Source organism: Bacillus sp. ISL-51 (assembly GCF_018613535.1).
In the GTDB taxonomy this organism is placed as follows: Bacteria; Bacillota; Bacilli; order Bacillales; family Bacillaceae; genus Bacillus.
Map to the genome: position 1 here is coordinate 638720 of NZ_JAGGQB010000005.1, position 16114 is coordinate 654833.

The following is a 16114-nucleotide window of genomic DNA, read 5'->3' on the forward strand; positions in this document are numbered from 1 at the left end:
TATGCTTATTACATCCGCCTATTCGGCAATTGCCGGGTGCGCGCCGGAACACATCGCGATTCAGACAGAAACAGAAGAGCTCACATATCAAAAGTGGAACAGACTTGTGAATCAGACGGCGAACTGGCTCCGCAGCCTGGAATATAAACCGGAAAAAATAGCGATTTTATTACCGAACGGGATTCCGTTTTTACAACTGTTTGCCGGAGCTGCGCATGCGGGCTGCACGGCGATCCCGTTAGATCCGCGCTGGACAGCCGCCGAGTGCGAGGATCATCTGTACATAAGCAGTGCGGATTTGGTCATTACGGCCTCATCGTTATACAGCAGGCTGGCCGGTATCATGACACCTGTTATGCTGTGGGAAGAGTGTAAGTCTTTGATTGATGCCGGACCCGCTTCCTATGTGCCTCCCGTCAGCGGAGAACGGGTCTTTTATATGGGCTTTACTTCCGGGTCTGCAGGAAAGCCGAAAGCCTTCACCCGCTCTCACCGTTCATGGCTGGAGAGCTTTTCTTGCACGAAACGTGATTTTCACATTTCCCCGCATGATCAAGTGCTGATACCGGGTACACTTCGTTCGTCACACTTTTTGTACGGCGCAGTCAGTACGCTGTTTCTCGGCGGAACCGTCATGCTTCAAAAAAAATTCAATCCGGCCGAGATAAATGACAGGCTGGCACAAGCTGACGTCCTTTATACCGTTCCAACGATGACAGACGCCTTGCTGTCGATTGAGGCGTTTCCCGACAAAACGCTCAAACTGATTTCTTCGGGTGCAGACTGGCCGGCTCCGGCTAAACAAGCCCTGACAGCCCGCTATCCGCGCCTTTTGTTATATGATTTTTACGGAACGTCAGAGCTGAGTTTTGTGGCGCTGCTTTCACCTGAAGACAGCGTCCGAAAGCCTGAGGCCGCGGGCCGTTCGTTTCAAAATGTCCGGATCGAAATCCGCCGGCCGGACGGAGAGTGCTGCCGGACGGGTGAAACCGGTAAGATTTTTGTGAACAGCCCCATGCAGTTTTCAGGATACATAAACGGCCACAAGCCTGATGATTCAGGATGGATGACGGTTGATGACATGGGGTATGTCGACGAGGAAGGGTTTCTTTATGTGGCAGGAAGAGAAAACGGCATGATCCTATACGGCGGACTGAATGTATTTCCGGAAGAAATTGAACGGGTGCTGAATACCTGCCCCGGAGTGAGGAAGGCAGCTGTCGCGGGCGTTCCTGATGATTATTGGGGCGAAATCGCCGTGGCGGTGATCGACGGAAACGCCGATGTAAAGGAACTGAAAAAGCAATGCAGAGAAAAACTGGCCGCATATAAAGTTCCTAAGAGATGGCTGTTTACAGAAGACATACCGGAAACGGCGGGCGGTAAAATCGCCCGTGCCGCCGTTACACAATGGGCAAAGGATATGATGGAATGGAAGCTGTAATCACAGATGCAAAACGAACGATTTTTGCACAGGAAAACGGTCTGCTGAAAGACAGTCTTCCTGAAGATTTAGCGGCGCCGCTGATCCGCCATCTCAGCCAGGCAGCACCCGGTCACATTGATGAAGTCCTTTTCGGAAACGCGACGGGACGCGGAGGGAATCTTGCCCGCCTGTCAGCATTAAAAGCCGGGCTTCCTTTAAGCGTTTCCGGGACGACCGTTGACAGACAATGCGGTTCAGGGCTCGAAGCGGTGAGAATTGCCTGCAATTTTGTAAAAGCTGGCGCTGGAAGCATGTATATCGCGGGAGGAGCGGAAAGCAGCAGCCGCTCCCCCTTTTCTTCACGTGCGCGTTTTTCTCCTGAGCATATCGGCGACCCCGATATGGGGATAGCCGCCGAATACACGGCAGAAGCCTATTCGGTGACAAGAGAGATGCAGGACGAGTATGCTCTCCTCAGCTATAAACGAAGTTTGAAAGCGCAGGAAGACGGCTTGTACCATCAGGAGATCCTGCCCTATAACGGTTTCACCGCCGACGAAAACATGATAAAAAAACGGAACATGGAGACTCTTATTTCCCGCGCCAAACCCGTGTTTCAGCCCGGCGGCACCGTAACCGCCGCCAACAGCTGCGGGATTTCTGACGGCGCCGCGGCACTTTGCGTTATGGAAGAACAAAAGGCGCGGGCACTCGGCTTAAAGCCGAGATTGCGCTTTGCCGGGAGCGCCGTAAGCGGCGTACATCCGAACTTCCCTTCAGCGGCACCAGTTTACGCGATAAAAAAGCTGCTGAACGAGCACTGCCTGTCACCGGATGATATTGATATGTATGAAATAAACGAGGCGTTTGCCGTGAAAATATGCGTTTCATCACAGGAGCTCAAGGTGCCTTATTCCAAAATAAACGTCCGGGGCGGCGCTCTGTCAATCGGACATCCGTACGGAGCTTCGGGAGCGGCGCTTGTCACCAGGCTTTTTTATGAAGCCGGGAGAAGGCCGGACGCCCGCTATGCCGCAGCAGCGATCGGCAGCGGAGGCGGCATCGGTCTGGCGATTCTCTTTGAAGTGCTGACATAACGGCAGTATAATAGATTATATCTATTAAAAACAAAGATCGGAAAGGAGACATTATGACAGCCGTTTGTTTAGTTAGACATGGAGAGACCGATTGGAACGCCCAGAAAAAGCTGCAAGGCAAAACGGATATCCCGTTGAATGCGACGGGAGAGCGCCAAGCAAAAGAAACCGGAGAATACTTGAAAGATTTTTCATGGGATGTCATTGTATCGAGCCCGATGAAAAGAGCCAGAAAAACAGCCGACATCATTAACAGCTTTTTGAACCTCCCGATTGTCGAAATGGAAGACTTCAAAGAACGGAGCTATGGTGATGCGGAGGGAATGTCTTTACCGGAACGGTCAAAACGCTATCCCGATAAAAACTACCCGAACATGGAAACCGACGAGGAACTGACAGACAGGATGTTGGCCGGTTTAGTGAAGGTGCAGCGGCAATTCCCCGAAAAAAAAGTGTTGATCGTCGCCCACGGCGCAGCCATTCACGCCCTTTTGTCAGCCATTTCAGGCGGAGACATCGACATACAGAACGCAAAGCTTGTCAATGCGTGCCTGAGCAATATCCAGTGGATCGAAAATAAGTGGCACGTCAAAGATTACAATGTAAGCAGCCATTTATCGGCGCAATAACGAAAAGCCCAAAACGGGAAGTTTTGGGCTTGTTCATTTGGACGGAACCATATTTTCGAGATCGTCTAAAATGGCGTCCGCTCCGTCAACACTTCGGCGAAGCGACCAACCCTTTCTGCCGCCGTTAAAAACGTGCCCGTTTTTAACGGCGGACAGCTGTCTCCACAACGGTTTTTCTTCAAACGCTTTATCTGGCTTTCCGCCAATAAGCACGATGTAATCGGGGTTGATTTGGAAAAGCTTCTCCGGCGTCAGCTTCATATTGGCAGATGCTCCGCCGCTTGATTTGGTGCTTGTGCCGATCGCATACGTATAACCGGCGAGCGTCATCAGCCGGGACGTGAAGAATTGGTCCTCCTTCGCCGTCATCCTGTCATTTGTGTTTTCGATTATTAAAATTGATTGGCCTTCAGCGTCCAGTTTTCTCTTCACTTCGCTCAGCTTTTCCTCATGGGCCGACAATTTTTTCTCCATGATGCCCTCTTTTCCGACCGCTTTTGCAATCGTAAGCGAGGCATCGACCGTATCCTGATAATCCGCATCGGCGTTTTTCAAAGCGATTGTCGGGGCAATTTGCTTCAGCTGATCGTACATTCCCTTGTGCCGGTTCATATCGGCAATGATTAAGTCAGGTTTTAAGGCGGCGATTGTTTCCAGACTCGGCTGTGACCGGGTGCCGACGGACGTATAGCCGTCCATTTTTTTCAGCACGTTTTGATTGATCAGCTGCTTCGGTTTATTGTCATCTGCCGCTCCGACCGGTTTTATGCCGAGGTCAAGCAGCGCGTCAATAAAGCCGATCTCCAGTACAACTACCCGTTTTGGATGTGCGGCCATATGCGCGGTCCCTAAATCATGCTTGACCGTGACTTGATGATCTTGTTCGTCAAGCGAGCATGCAGACAGCAGCAAGATGAACATAGAAATCATAAGAACACTGACTGTTGTTTTCATACGCAGCCTCTCCCGCTTAATTCTTTTTTCCGCATATTATACCATTCTCGCCATAAAAATAATGATAATCATTATCATTATTTTTATAAAATGGTTTCACATTTTCTCTTTGCAAAACCTTTTACAGCCTTTTCCATCATGAATAATGCCGAGCCTCGGCTTCCTCTCCATCTGCTATGCTCATTCAACAAAAGATGACATTTCTCCCGTTTTGGAAATCGCCCCCCAAAAAGGAAGCGAATCATTTTTCCTAGCAAACAGCGTGACGAATGTGCCTATGCATATTTACACATGTCCATCTCTCGGTTTTTTCCATTAAAATTTAAATATTTCGTGTTCCTATTGAAATAAAGAGAGATGATATACCTAAATAGGAAAAAATGTTTCTTAAAAAAATTGGGTCTACTAAAATATTATTCCATAATATACAATTAATCCACAGAATAGTCTGTGTCTATTGATTATTCTGCAAATTACAAAAGGGAGAGGATAAAGAGTGAGAGGCAAAAAATTGTGGATCAGTTTGTTGTTTGCTTTAACGTTAATCTTTACGATGGCGTTTGGCAGCGTATCTTCTGTTCAGGCAGCAGGAAAAACAGGAGGAGAAAAGAAATATATTGTCGGATTTAAACAGACAATGAGCACGATGAGCGCCGCAAAGAAAAAAGATGTCATTTCTGAAAAAGGCGGCAAAGTGCAAAAGCAATTCAAGTATGTAGACGCGGCTTCAGCTACATTAGATGAAAAAGCGGTAAAAGAACTGAAAAAAGACCCGAGCGTAGCTTACGTTGAAGAAGATCACGTAGCAAAAGCATACGCGCAGTCCGTTCCTTACGGCATATCTCAAATTAAAGCCCCTGCTCTTCACTCTCAAGGCTACACTGGTTCAAATGTAAAAGTAGCAGTTATCGACAGCGGTATCGATTCTTCTCATCCTGACTTAAAGGTTGCAGGCGGAGCGAGCATGGTACCTTCTGAAACAAATCCTTTCCAAGACAACAACTCTCACGGAACTCACGTTGCCGGTACGGTTGCGGCTCTTAATAACTCAATCGGTGTATTAGGCGTTGCGCCAAGCGCATCTCTTTACGCTGTAAAAGTTCTCGGGGCTGACGGTTCCGGTCAGTACAGCTGGATCATTAACGGAATTGAGTGGGCAATCGCAAACAAAATGAACGTCATTAACATGAGCCTCGGCGGGCCTTCTGGTTCTGCAGCCTTAAAAGCGGCAGTTGATAAAGCCGTTGCTTCCGGCATTGTTGTCGTTGCGGCAGCCGGAAACTCAGGCACTTCAGGCAGCTCCAGCACTGTGGGCTATCCTGGTAAATATCCTTCTGTTATCGCAGTAGCCGCTGTTAACAGCAGCAACCAAAGAGCATCTTTCTCAAGCGTAGGACCTGAGCTTGATGTTGCGGCACCGGGCGTATCTATTCAAAGCACGCTTCCTGGCAACAGCTACGGCGCGTACAATGGTACGTCAATGGCATCTCCGCACGTTGCCGGAGCGGCCGCTTTGATTCTTTCTAAACATCCGAACTGGACAAACACTCAAGTCCGCAACAGTTTAGAAAGCACAGCAACATACCTTGGCGACCCTTTCTACTACGGAAAAGGGCTGATCAACGTACAAGCTGCTGCGCAATAAAACAGAAAAAACCGGCGGGGAAAGACTCCCGCCGGTTTTTTTATTATTTTTCTTCCTCCGCATGTTCAATCCGTTCCATAATAGACGGATGACTGCCTCTGAATACTTTAACAAGAAGCGGCGGATTGACGCGGCTCAGTCCGTTAACAGCCAGATCCTGAAACGTTTCCACGGCGGCTTCCCTGTCACCGGTCAGCTCAATCCCGTAACGGTCAGCGGCGGTTTCCTGATAACGGGAAACGGCATTTGTCAAAGGATCGGATACAAAGCTGAGAACAGAAATAATCAGCAGTAAAAGCGGAAGAGCGGCCAAATCCCACGTGCCTTTGATGTGTAACATTCGGCCGAAGGACAAAGACAGCCATTTAAAAAGCTTGTCAATGATATATAAACCAGCCAACGACAGCAGCAAGTAACCCGCAAGTCCGATGTATACATGCTTCATGACATAGTGCCCCATCTCATGCCCCATAATAAACAGAATCTCCTGATCCTTCAATTTATGAAGGGTCGTATCCCACAGAACAATCCTCTTATTAGAGCCGATACCCGTCACATACGCGTTAAGCGCGTTTGTTTTCTCCGACATATTCACCTCGTAGACGTGATTTGCCGGAATATCCGCCTTATCGGCAAGCGATAAAATTTTGCTTTCCAGCTCCTTGTCCTTAAGCGGGTAAAAGTCATTATACAAAGGATCAATGACAACCGGCTGCAAGAAAAACAAAAACAGGGTAAACGGCACGGTCAGGCACCATGCGTAAAACCACCATCTTTTTGTATGCTTCGTGATCAGCCAGTAAAACACAAGCACACACAGCGCAACCAGCGGAAAACTGATCCAAAAATCAATGACGTGATCCCTCAACCAGCTTGCGGTTGTTTGCGTGGAAATATGGTAAGCAAGCGAAACACGGTAACCGATCCACTCTAACGGAAGCGAAGCCGCCGTGATAATAAGAGAAAGCACAAACACAAAGCTTACGATTTGCAGCACCCGAAAACGCACGGCTTTTTCCAGCCATTGCTTTATTTTTTTGGAAAGTCCTGTAATAAGAAGCAGAAAAAATAAAAACCAATCAAAAGGAACTCCGATAAAAAATAAAAAATCCTTCACGTTTGAAAAGTTCTCAGCAGCTGCCAATTTGCCCGGGCTCATAAACGATGCCGGATCCGCTTCCGTTCCCTTTACAGCCTCCGGAACAGCAGAGTCCCCTGTCATAAAGAAATACCAATAGAAAAAAAGTCCGTACAGCACATAGGCAAGACCCGCTGCCGCTATCCATTTGCGCATGGAAGTCTCCCTCCTTACCCTCAATACTTACTTCTATTGTAAGCATAAATGCAAATAATTAGAACCAAGCCCTCTGGCGATGTTAATCTTTTCATAACAGAGAAGAATGGAACATCAGGAAGCGGGAAAGACTAATGGCTGGAGTGATGAATATGAAAAAAATAATCGCATCTATCGCAGTGATCGCCCTATTGGTCATTACTTTTTTCTATGTATACAGCCGTACCGGCGATGTGTTCCCTTCAAGCAACGCAGATCTTATTATTTTGTCTGCGCACGGAAAAGAAAAAACGAACATTAAAAACAGACAGAATGTAAAGGATATGCTCGACATCTTGAATCAAGGAAAACAAGTAAAACAAACCAAAAGTGTATCGCCTGATTACGATGCAACCATTAAATACCATGAAGATCGTTTTGATTCATTCAGCATGTGGCTCGACGGCGAACAGCATATGATATACAAGCATAAAGATACGTATTACAGGCTGAACCGCCATGATACGAAGCTGTTGCAAAGCATCATAAAAGAAGAATCGAAGAGCTGACGGCATACACCTGAAAAGCGAAGCCAGAGGCTTCGCTTTTTTGGGATTCATTTCGGAAGCATGTCCCGAACAGCACGCCTCAGCAGCTTTCCGGTCGCATTTTTAGGAATCTCTTCAAGAAAAACAACTGCCGCAGGGCGTTTATATTTCGCGAGATGCTTTTCACAGTAATCAAAAATGTCCTGCTCTGTCAGCGAACTGTGCGCCGGCACGATATAGGCATGCACCGCCTCCCCCGTTTTGGCGTCCGGAGCGCCGATCACAACGGCTTCTTTCACCTCTTCATGGCTGTAAAGCACTTCTTCCACTTCACGGGGATAAACATTGTATCCGCCGACAATGATCATATCTTTTTTTCGATCGACAATATAAAAATAACCATCCTCGTCGCGTTTCGCCAAATCACCCGTGTAAAGCCAGCCGTCCTTTAACGCATGCTTCGTTTCCTCGGGCATTTTGTAGTAGCCCTTCATCACATTAGGCCCCTTTACGATCAATTCCCCCACTTGGTGATCCGGCAGTTCGCGGCCGAGCGGATCGACGACTTTATTTTCCACATGTAAAATATTCGTCCCGATCGAGCCTGGTTTTCTGCCCCTGTCGAACGGATTAAAACAAGTGACGGGAGAGGCTTCTGAAAGCCCGTATCCCTCTAAAATGCTCACTTTAAAGGTTTGTTCAAAAGCTTGCAAAAGAGCGACCGGCATAGACGCACCGCCTGAAATGCACAGTCTCACAGAAGCAAAATCCTCTGCCGTGCCGTGCTCGTACTGATATAAGTAGTTATACATTGTCGGAACGCCCGCAAAAATCGTTGCCTGCCGGCGCTTGATGAGTTTAAAAACAGACGCCGGGCTGAATTGCGGCTCAATTAACACGCACGCCCCGCTCATCAGGGGTGCATTCATACAAACGGTTAAACAAAAGACATGAAACATCGGCAATGTCGCGACGATTTTATCTTTCTCATTCATTCCTAAATAGCCGGCGACATCATTTGCATTGGAAAAAAGATTTTGATGGGTAAGCATAGCGCCTTTCGGTTTACCTGTCGTCCCCGAGGTGTATAAGATCACGGCAGTATCATCTTGGGACAATGTCGGATAGCTTCTTTCTCGTTCCATAGGATGGAGCATTTGTGTAAACGTTATCATTTTTGTGCGCAATTGAGGGTCTTCTGTCACCGGAGCGTTCTCTGTCGTTTGACTTATGATCATATGCTCCAAAAGCGGTAATGAGCCGTGCAGGCGTTCAAATACGGGAATCAATTGATCCGCCGCGGCTATCGCTTTGACATCGCCGTTGTTCAGCATATAGCCGATTTCTGTCGGTGTATACGTTGGGTTGATCGGGACAACTACAACTCCCGCTTTTAAAGCGCCGAAGAACGCAATGACAAAATCAGGCGTGTTTCCGAGCAGCAGCGCAAGATGATCCCCTTTTTTCAGTCCTCTGTCCTCCAATCCGTTTGCGAATTTTTCAATCTTACCTGCCAGCTCCTCGTACGTCATGTACTCATCTTGAAACAGACAAGCTGGTTTTTCCGGTTTCTGTGCTGCCGTTTCTTCCAATTTGGAAACCAGATTCATTTTCCCACCCCTTTAAAAATGTAATGAATGAATAGTCATTCATTAATGCGGAATAAACGTTCACTTTTCATTATAGAAAAATATAGAAAAACACTCAAGGGCAAAAAGCCCCGAGTGCCGGAAAACCGAAAACTACACTTGTTTCAGCGCTTCTCTTATCGGCGTGCCGCCTGCCGTCAGATCAAACGCCTTGCCATGTGTATTCATTTCATCTAAAGAGGCGAGAACCGTTTGTGCGACATCTTCTCTTGAAATAGACCCTCTTTCTAAATCGACAGCCGCTGCAACCATGCCCGTGCCCGGATCATTCAAAAGCCCGCCGGGACGGATAATCGTATACGTCAGACCGCTTGCTTCAAGGATTTTGTCCGCATAATGCTTCGCAGCGTAATACGGCTTCAAAGATTCATTCCAATTCTCGCGGTTATGGGCCTGAAGAGCGCTGACCATCACGAACCGATCAATTCCGGCGGACTTTGCCGCTTCTATGGCTTTTGCCGCTCCGTCAAGATCAATTAAAAGCGTTTTATCATATCCCGTGCTGCCTCCTGATCCCGCGGCAAAAACAACGGCGTCACACCCCTGTGCGGCTTTTGCAATATCCTCCGTGCTTCCTTCTAAATTCGCAGTGACGGCCTCCGTTCCGGCAGCTTGAAGCGCTTCTTTCTGCTCTTGTTTTCTGACCATTGCCCGGACGGTATGTGTGCCGTCTTTTTGAAACAGCCCGACCAGTCTTTGTCCGATCTGTCCGTTCGCACCGATGAGAAATACTTTCATCATGATCCCTCCCTATGTTCATTGTGTGCCTATCATTTCATACAAGCGAACGCCTTTTCAAATGATGTGTTTGGCAAATGCTCTAATAAATCAGCTCAAGAAAATCTTCTTTATCAATATTGCCGAAATACTGTTTCAGATCGATCCCGGCTAGCGCTTCCCGAATGGCGGCTCTGTCATATTGCTTTCCGGTCAAGGCTTGTTCGATCTCACTTATGTCTTTTGCGCCGAAGAAATCGCCGAAAATTTTGCAGTCCTGGATCATTCCTTTTTTCACTTCCAGACGGAGATCAATCGAACCGACCGGATAACGCTTGGAATGCTGGAGGTTAAAAGCCGGAGATCTGCCGAAGTTCCAGTCCCAGCTTTGATAGCGCTCCTCGGAAATCTTTCTGATGACCTTCCAGTCTTCCTCTGTCAATTTATATTCAGGCACCTCGTCAAGATCATTAGTGTTGAATATATGGCGAAGCAAATGGTTTTTGAATTCATTTGCGGTCATTTTGTCGTCAAGAAATTCACTGATATTGGCGACGCGGCTTCTGATTGATTTGATGCCCTTTGATTCGATTTTGTCTTTTTTCACTTTCAGGGCTGACACAACATGATCAATCGAGGAATCCAGCATCAAAGTGCCATGGCTGAAAATCCGTCCTTTCGTCGAAAATTGGGCGTTTCCTGAAATTTTTCTGCCGTTTGCCATGATATCGTTTCTTCCGCTTAATTCCGCTTCCACCCCGAGCTGGCGCAGTGCTTGAATGACAGGTTCGGTGAATTTTTTAAAATTATGGAAGCTGTCTCCGTCATCCTTTGTAATAAAGCTGAAATTGAGGTTTCCGAGATCGTGGTAGACCGCACCGCCCCCGGACAGCCGGCGGACGACGATAATGCCGTTATCCTCAACGTATTTCGTATTAATTTCTTCTATCGTATTTTGGTTTTTTCCGATAATAATCGACGGCTGATTGACATAAAACAGCAGGTACGTCTGTTCAGGGTCGAGATATTTCACGCAATATTCTTCTATCGCGAGGTTGATCCTCGGGTCATAATGGTTTTGATTATCAATAAATAACATGGTGCTCCTCCTTTATTTCTCCCACTTCAGCCCCGAAAAGGCGATTTTCACTTCGCCGCCGAACACGGTTTTTGCTTCTTCCCGCAGCTTGTGATGTTCGCCAAAGTGCGGCAAATGCGTGAGAATCAGCTCGCCAGCGCCGGCCTCTTCGGCGATGCGTCCGGCTTCAATGCTGTTCATATGACCCGCGCTGGTGCCGTCTTGATGGGCATAAAAATTGCACTCGCAGATTAAAAGGTCAGCATTTTCAGCAAATGGGATGAAGGCGTCCTGATAGCTTGAATCAGCCGTGTACACAACAGTATGCGAGCCGTCAGTAATCCGCATGGCATAACAGGCGGCCGGGTGAACGGTCTTTAAAAATGTAATGGTGAACGGCCCGGCAGAAAGCGGCTGGTCAGGCTGATAGGCAATTCCTTTTGTATGTGTTTTATATGTAAGACGCTGAAACTGTTCTATATCAGCATCATGCCCGTAAATAGGAAGCGCCTGCGTTCCCTTTCCGAGAAAGGAGCCGACTTGCTTGGCGAACTGAAGCGGTCCGATATCAGCGATATGATCATGGTGATAATGTGACAAAATGACGGCGTCAAGCTCTTCTGCCGGAACATAGGCGAACAGCTTTGATAATACTGCGCTGCCGCAATCGACAAGCAGAGAATAACCGCCGGATTGAAACAGATAACCTGACGTTGCTTCATTTGCGGCCGGAAAGCCGCCGTAACAACCAATAACTGTAACTTTCATATTAGCCTCCGAATGTTTATTGTGAATAGATCCTTTCCTCCAATATACCTATTTTTCGTTCAAATTGCATGTTTTAAACATTGTGTCAAAACAGCCGTTGATTTTTCAAAACTGTTATAATACAATATAGAGACAATAAAACGAAAGAGGGATGGGTATGTTGGATAAAATAACTGAATTTTTTAGAAATCTACCCGGTAAAAAGTGCGCGGAATGCGGAAAAGAAATAGCTGAACAGCATGAATGCTACGGCAATGTGTGTGACGACTGCTTGAAAATAAAGGATATGTGACAAAAAGGCACCGCACATTCCCAGCATGTGCGGTGCCTTTTTTTGTCACAGCTATCATACTTTCTGAATAGGGCGTCATTCACCATTATTAGCAATCATCTGAATTATTTCTATTATTCAGTATATTCAAACTATATTTAACTATAGACGAAATGTTTTCTTTTCTATTATAATTTGTTCTAATAGCTATCTTTTTAGATACTTATTGCATTTTTTCTTCGGGAGGTAATCTATGAAAAAATTACGCTTTGGATTAGCGACGCAAATTTTCGTCGGACTCATACTAGGGGTCATAGTCGGTGTCATCTGGTATGGCAATCCCGCAATCCCTGTCTATTTACAGCCTGTCGGCGATTTGTTTTTACGCTTAATTAAAATGATAGTGATTCCAATCGTCGTCTCCAGCTTAATCATCGGCGTTGCCGGCGCAGGAAGCGGAAAACAGGTCGGAAAATTAGGCTTCAAAACGATTTTGTATTTTGAGATCATTACTACTTTCGCCATCATTCTTGGACTGGCCCTGGCCAATCTCTTTCATCCGGGAGCAGGCGTTAATATACATGAAGCTCAAAAAACAGACATCAGCCAATACGTTGAAACAGAAAAGGAACAAAGCAATAAATCTGTTGCAGATACGTTCCTGCATATTGTACCGACAAACTTCTTCCAATCATTGGCCGAAGGTGATCTTCTAGCTATTATTTGCTTCACTGTGCTGTTTGCACTCGGTATCTCAGCTATCGGAGAAAAAGGAAAGCCGGTATTGACCTTTTTTGAAGGTGTATCTCATGCGATGTTCCATGTTGTAAACCTAGTCATGAAAGTCGCGCCGTTTGGTGTTTTTGCCCTTATTGGTGTTACCGTTTCCAAATTCGGCCTCAGTTCCCTGCTTTCACTCGGTAAACTGGTCGGCTTAGTGTATATAGCCCTTGCTTTCTTCCTCTTTGTCGTATTCGGAATCGTCGGAAAGCTTGCCGGTGTAAACATTTTTAAATTCCTCGCTTACATGAAGGATGAAATTTTATTGGCGTTCACTACGTCAAGCTCCGAAACCGTACTCCCCCGCGTCATGGAGAAGATGGAGAAAATCGGATGTCCGAAAGGTATTGTATCCTTCGTCGTGCCGATCGGATATACCTTTAACTTAGACGGATCTGTGCTGTACCAATCAATTGCCGCTCTATTCCTCGCTCAGGTATACCACATTGACTTGACCATTTGGCACCAGATTACACTTGTGCTTGTCTTAATGGTCACATCGAAAGGAATGGCTGCCGTGCCAGGGACTTCTTTTGTCGTCCTGCTTGCAACACTGGGTACAATCGGCGTTCCTGCAGAAGGGCTTGCTTTCATCGCCGGTGTTGACCGGATTATGGATATGGCCCGTACGGTCGTCAATCTGACCGGAAACGCGCTTGCATCTGTTGTGATGTCAAAATGGGAAGGCCAATATGACGCCGCTAAAGGCGCGGAAATCATGAGCCTTGCCAAAACAGAACAAAATACGACCATTTCCGGTTAACGAAAAGCCTGCACGGAGTAAATCCGCGCAGGCTTTTTTTCATACCATCGGCGACAGAACGTAGCGGTACAACAGCTTCGCCGTATTGTGAAGCGATGATTCGTGCGTGCGTTCATATGCGTGCGAAGCGTCGATTCCCGGGCCGATCAGACCGTGAACGATGTCATGCCCTGAACGGATGGCCGCTGACGCGTCAGAACCGTAATACGGATAAATATCAAGCTGATAGTCGATGCCGTGCCGTTCTGCCAGCTCAGTCAGATGTTTTCTGAGCTGATAATGGTACGGCCCGCTCGCATCCTTCACGCAGATCGAAACGGTATATTCATCCGTTGACTGCCCGTCTCCGATCGCCCCCATATCCACCGCCAAATATTCAACGGTTTCAGGCGGAATGTTTGAATTCCCCCCATATCCGATCTCTTCATTATTTGAAATCAGAAAATGCGTCGTATACGGCAGCTCGATTTTTTCTGCTGTGATACGGTGAATTAATTCAAGCAGCAGCGCCACACTGGCTTTATCATCAAGGTGGCGGGACTTGATAAAACCGCTTGGCGTAATCTGCACGCGCGGGTCAAACGAGATAAAGTCGCCGACTCTGATCCCGAGATCCGCTGTCTCTTGCTTCGTCTTTACAGGCTCATCAAGGCGGACTTCCATATTCGCCTGATTCCGTTCAGCCTTGCCCGCATCTTTATAGACATGCACGGATGTCTGGTGCATTAAAATGGTCCCCGTATATGTTTTGCCTGAAGCCGTTTCGATTTCACAATATTCTCCTTCAATGGAGTTGTAGCGGAATCCGCCTATCAAATCTATTGTCAGCCTGCCGTCTTCTTTTATTTCCTTTACCATTGCGCCGAGCGTGTCCACATGCGCCGTCAGCAATCTGTGCCGGCTGCTATCCCGGCCGGGAATTGTTACAAAGAGACCCCCTTTACGGTTTCTGTAAGACGGAACACCCCATCCCTTTAAAAGGTTTTCTACATATGCTATGACCTCATATGTATTGCCCGTCGGACTCGGAATTGATACCAGCTCTTTAATCAGTTCCATCGTTTTTTGTACAGCTGCCACAGGTCATTCCTCCTATCTATTTTTATTCTTCTTAAAATATACTCTTTTCATCCATAACCGGTCCAATCTTTTCCTCCTCTTTTTTCATAGAATGAAGAGAACATGAGAAAAGGAGGGATATGTATGTGCTGCCGCAAATCACATAAGCGGAAATGGTTTGATGATGACTGGTTTGACGATTGGTTCGATAACGACTGGTTTGATGACTTCTTCTGCTGCTGCAAAAAAAGAAAAGAAGATCATTGCAAAAAGAAAAAAGAGAAAAAGCATCATCCATGCTGCTGTCACCGCCGCCGAGATTGGTAGATTCTCACATCAAAATATTCTATAAATAAATTTCTCATGTTCTTCCAAGCAGGGATTTATGACTGCTTGGTTTTTTATTATTTATTAGTACCAAGTATTAATATCTGGTGTTATAATCTGATGTAAAGGAGTGGATGTATATGTCAAAATCAAAAATTACAGCTATCGGTACATATGTCCCGGAACGCCGGTTAACAAACGCAGATTTGGAACGTATCGTGGATACGTCTGATGAATGGATCGTTCAGCGCACCGGGATGAAAGAAAGACGCATTGCCGGCGAGCATGAATTCACCTCTGATTTATGTATTGAAGCGGTGAAAAACCTTGCCGGAAGATACAGCGGAACTCTTGATGATGTCGATATGATCCTTGTCGCTACAACGACAGCAGACTACGCGTTTCCGAGCACCGCAGCCCGCGTACAGGCTTACTTCGGCTGGCCGCACACAGGGGCGCTCGATATTAACGCAACATGCGCGGGACTCACTTACGGGCTTCAGCTTGCTGACGGATTAATTACAGCCGGATCGCATCAAAAAATCATCGTCATTGCCGGTGAAACGTTATCCAAAGTAACGGATTATACCGACCGGACAACCTGTGTCCTTTTCGGAGATGCAGCCGGGGCCCTGCTTGTTGAACGGGACGAGTCCTCACCGGGATTTTTGGCGGCCGTACAGGGAACGGCAGGAAGCAGCGCGGATGTCCTGTATCGCGCGGGGCTGCGCAATGATTTGAACGGAGAGCCGCTCAAAGACGGCGGACATATGGTTCAAAACGGACGTGAAGTGTATAAATGGGCGGTAAGGACCGTGCCCAAAGAATTTCACGCCCTCTTAGAAAAAGCCGGTTTTTCAAAAGGAGATGTGGATTGGTTTGTTCCGCACAGCGCCAACATGCGGATGATCGAATCCATATGTGAAAAAATCCCCTTCCCGGCTGACCGGACGCTGACAAGCGTCGAATATTACGGAAACACTTCCTCTGTTTCTATTATTCTTGCACTGGATGAAGCCGTAAAAGCTGGAAAACTGTCTGAAGGTGAGACATTGGTATTATTCGGGTTCGGCGGAGGCTTGACATATACCGGACTGTTGGTGAGATGGGGGTTTTAATGCCTTTTGGGC

The 16114-nt window shown here is 47.0% G+C and carries 16 protein-coding genes; 9 read left to right on the forward strand and 7 right to left on the reverse strand.

The features are described 5' to 3' along the window. The first annotated feature begins 1 nt into the window (after position 1). From J7E26_RS08060 to J7E26_RS08070, 3 genes are read left to right on the forward strand one after another with little or no spacing between them, the layout of a single operon-like run. Positions 2–1444 (forward strand): acyl-CoA synthetase, encoded by a 1443-nt coding sequence (locus J7E26_RS08060; RefSeq protein ID WP_214800787.1) that lies wholly within the window; start codon positions 2–4, stop codon positions 1442–1444. Then, entirely contained in the window at positions 1432–2523 is a 1092-nt protein-coding gene (locus J7E26_RS08065) for an acetyl-CoA C-acyltransferase (protein ID WP_214800785.1), read from the forward strand. The genes J7E26_RS08060 and J7E26_RS08065 overlap by 13 nt, the downstream gene beginning before the upstream one ends. Positions 2524–2576: 53 nt before the next feature. Then, entirely contained in the window at positions 2577–3152 is a 576-nt protein-coding gene (locus tag J7E26_RS08070; RefSeq protein WP_214800783.1) for a histidine phosphatase family protein, read from the forward strand. A gap of 33 nt (positions 3153–3185) precedes the next feature. Here the strand turns inward: J7E26_RS08070 and J7E26_RS08075 are convergent, their stop codons facing one another. Beyond that, a complete protein-coding gene (locus J7E26_RS08075; protein ID WP_214800781.1) occupies positions 3186–4106 on the reverse strand; it encodes an ABC transporter substrate-binding protein in 921 nt (306 codons plus the stop codon). Between the two features lie 496 nt (positions 4107–4602). Between J7E26_RS08075 and J7E26_RS08080 the strand changes: the two genes are divergently transcribed. Next, positions 4603–5751: a S8 family peptidase gene (locus J7E26_RS08080; RefSeq protein WP_214800779.1), complete on the forward strand. Its 1149-nt coding sequence runs from the start codon at positions 4603–4605 to the stop codon at positions 5749–5751. A gap of 43 nt (positions 5752–5794) precedes the next feature. Here J7E26_RS08080 and J7E26_RS08085 read toward each other — a convergent pair whose 3' ends face one another. Next, positions 5795–7045 (reverse strand): M48 family metallopeptidase, encoded by a 1251-nt coding sequence (locus tag J7E26_RS08085; protein ID WP_214813240.1) that lies wholly within the window; start codon positions 7043–7045, stop codon positions 5795–5797. Between the two features lie 152 nt (positions 7046–7197). Here J7E26_RS08085 and J7E26_RS08090 point away from each other — a divergent pair, with 152 nt between their 5' ends. Further along, positions 7198–7593 (forward strand): YhfM domain-containing protein, encoded by a 396-nt coding sequence (locus J7E26_RS08090; protein WP_214800775.1) that lies wholly within the window; start codon positions 7198–7200, stop codon positions 7591–7593. Between the two features lie 47 nt (positions 7594–7640). Here the strand turns inward: J7E26_RS08090 and J7E26_RS08095 are convergent, their stop codons facing one another. The 4 genes from J7E26_RS08095 to J7E26_RS08110 form a co-directional block, all read right to left on the reverse strand. Beyond that, complete coding sequence (locus J7E26_RS08095; protein WP_214800773.1) at positions 7641–9182, reverse strand: fatty acid--CoA ligase family protein; 1542 nt, start codon at positions 9180–9182, stop codon at positions 7641–7643. Positions 9183–9314: 132 nt separating this feature from the next. Next, positions 9315–9959, reverse strand: a complete 645-nt coding sequence (locus tag J7E26_RS08100) for an SDR family oxidoreductase (protein WP_214801310.1) — start codon at positions 9957–9959, stop codon at positions 9315–9317. An 82-nt stretch (positions 9960–10041) separates the two neighbouring features. Next, positions 10042–11037, reverse strand: a complete 996-nt coding sequence (gene lplA, locus J7E26_RS08105) for a lipoate--protein ligase (RefSeq protein WP_214800771.1) — start codon at positions 11035–11037, stop codon at positions 10042–10044. A 12-nt stretch (positions 11038–11049) separates the two neighbouring features. Further along, on the reverse strand, positions 11050–11784 hold the full coding sequence (locus J7E26_RS08110) for an MBL fold metallo-hydrolase (RefSeq protein WP_214800768.1): 735 nt from the start codon (positions 11782–11784) through the stop codon (positions 11050–11052). Positions 11785–11941: 157 nt separating this feature from the next. Between J7E26_RS08110 and yhfH the strand changes: the two genes are divergently transcribed. Next, positions 11942–12076 (forward strand): protein YhfH, encoded by a 135-nt coding sequence (gene yhfH, locus J7E26_RS08115; protein ID WP_016938325.1) that lies wholly within the window; start codon positions 11942–11944, stop codon positions 12074–12076. 232 nt (positions 12077–12308) lie between these two features. Then, positions 12309–13598, forward strand: a complete 1290-nt coding sequence (locus tag J7E26_RS08120; RefSeq protein ID WP_214800766.1) for a glutamate/proton symporter GltT — start codon at positions 12309–12311, stop codon at positions 13596–13598. A gap of 39 nt (positions 13599–13637) precedes the next feature. On the opposite strand, the gene J7E26_RS08125 is transcribed toward J7E26_RS08120, so the two are convergent. Continuing rightward, positions 13638–14678 (reverse strand): M42 family metallopeptidase, encoded by a 1041-nt coding sequence (locus tag J7E26_RS08125; protein WP_214800764.1) that lies wholly within the window; start codon positions 14676–14678, stop codon positions 13638–13640. 157 nt (positions 14679–14835) lie between these two features. Here J7E26_RS08125 and J7E26_RS08130 point away from each other — a divergent pair, with 157 nt between their 5' ends. Next, positions 14836–15009 carry a hypothetical protein gene (locus J7E26_RS08130; protein WP_214800762.1) on the forward strand — a complete coding sequence of 58 codons (174 nt, stop codon included), beginning with the start codon at positions 14836–14838 and terminating at the stop codon, positions 15007–15009. A 115-nt stretch (positions 15010–15124) separates the two neighbouring features. After that, entirely contained in the window at positions 15125–16102 is a 978-nt protein-coding gene (gene fabHB / locus J7E26_RS08135) for a ketoacyl-ACP synthase III (RefSeq protein WP_214800760.1), read from the forward strand. The last annotated feature ends 12 nt before the right edge of the window (positions 16103–16114 follow it).

What these genes read in the sequence shown, in the direction of transcription:
- J7E26_RS08110 (WP_214800768.1), bottom strand. Translation starts at nt 11,784, where the DNA reads ATGAAAGTTACAGTTATTGGTTGTTACGGCGGCTTTCCGGCCGCAAAT.
- J7E26_RS08060 (WP_214800787.1), top strand. Translation starts at nt 2, where the DNA reads ATGCTTATTACATCCGCCTATTCGGCAATTGCCGGGTGCGCGCCGGAA.
- J7E26_RS08070 (WP_214800783.1), top strand. Translation starts at nt 2,577, where the DNA reads ATGACAGCCGTTTGTTTAGTTAGACATGGAGAGACCGATTGGAACGCC.
- J7E26_RS08100 (WP_214801310.1), bottom strand. Translation starts at nt 9,959, where the DNA reads ATGAAAGTATTTCTCATCGGTGCGAACGGACAGATCGGACAAAGACTG.
- lplA (WP_214800771.1), bottom strand. Translation starts at nt 11,037, where the DNA reads ATGTTATTTATTGATAATCAAAACCATTATGACCCGAGGATCAACCTC.
- J7E26_RS08095 (WP_214800773.1), bottom strand. Translation starts at nt 9,182, where the DNA reads ATGAATCTGGTTTCCAAATTGGAAGAAACGGCAGCACAGAAACCGGAA.
- fabHB (WP_214800760.1), top strand. Translation starts at nt 15,125, where the DNA reads ATGTCAAAATCAAAAATTACAGCTATCGGTACATATGTCCCGGAACGC.
- J7E26_RS08085 (WP_214813240.1), bottom strand. Translation starts at nt 7,045, where the DNA reads ATGCGCAAATGGATAGCGGCAGCGGGTCTTGCCTATGTGCTGTACGGA.
- J7E26_RS08120 (WP_214800766.1), top strand. Translation starts at nt 12,309, where the DNA reads ATGAAAAAATTACGCTTTGGATTAGCGACGCAAATTTTCGTCGGACTC.
- J7E26_RS08090 (WP_214800775.1), top strand. Translation starts at nt 7,198, where the DNA reads ATGAAAAAAATAATCGCATCTATCGCAGTGATCGCCCTATTGGTCATT.
- J7E26_RS08075 (WP_214800781.1), bottom strand. Translation starts at nt 4,106, where the DNA reads ATGAAAACAACAGTCAGTGTTCTTATGATTTCTATGTTCATCTTGCTG.
- J7E26_RS08065 (WP_214800785.1), top strand. Translation starts at nt 1,432, where the DNA reads ATGGAAGCTGTAATCACAGATGCAAAACGAACGATTTTTGCACAGGAA.
- yhfH (WP_016938325.1), top strand. Translation starts at nt 11,942, where the DNA reads ATGTTGGATAAAATAACTGAATTTTTTAGAAATCTACCCGGTAAAAAG.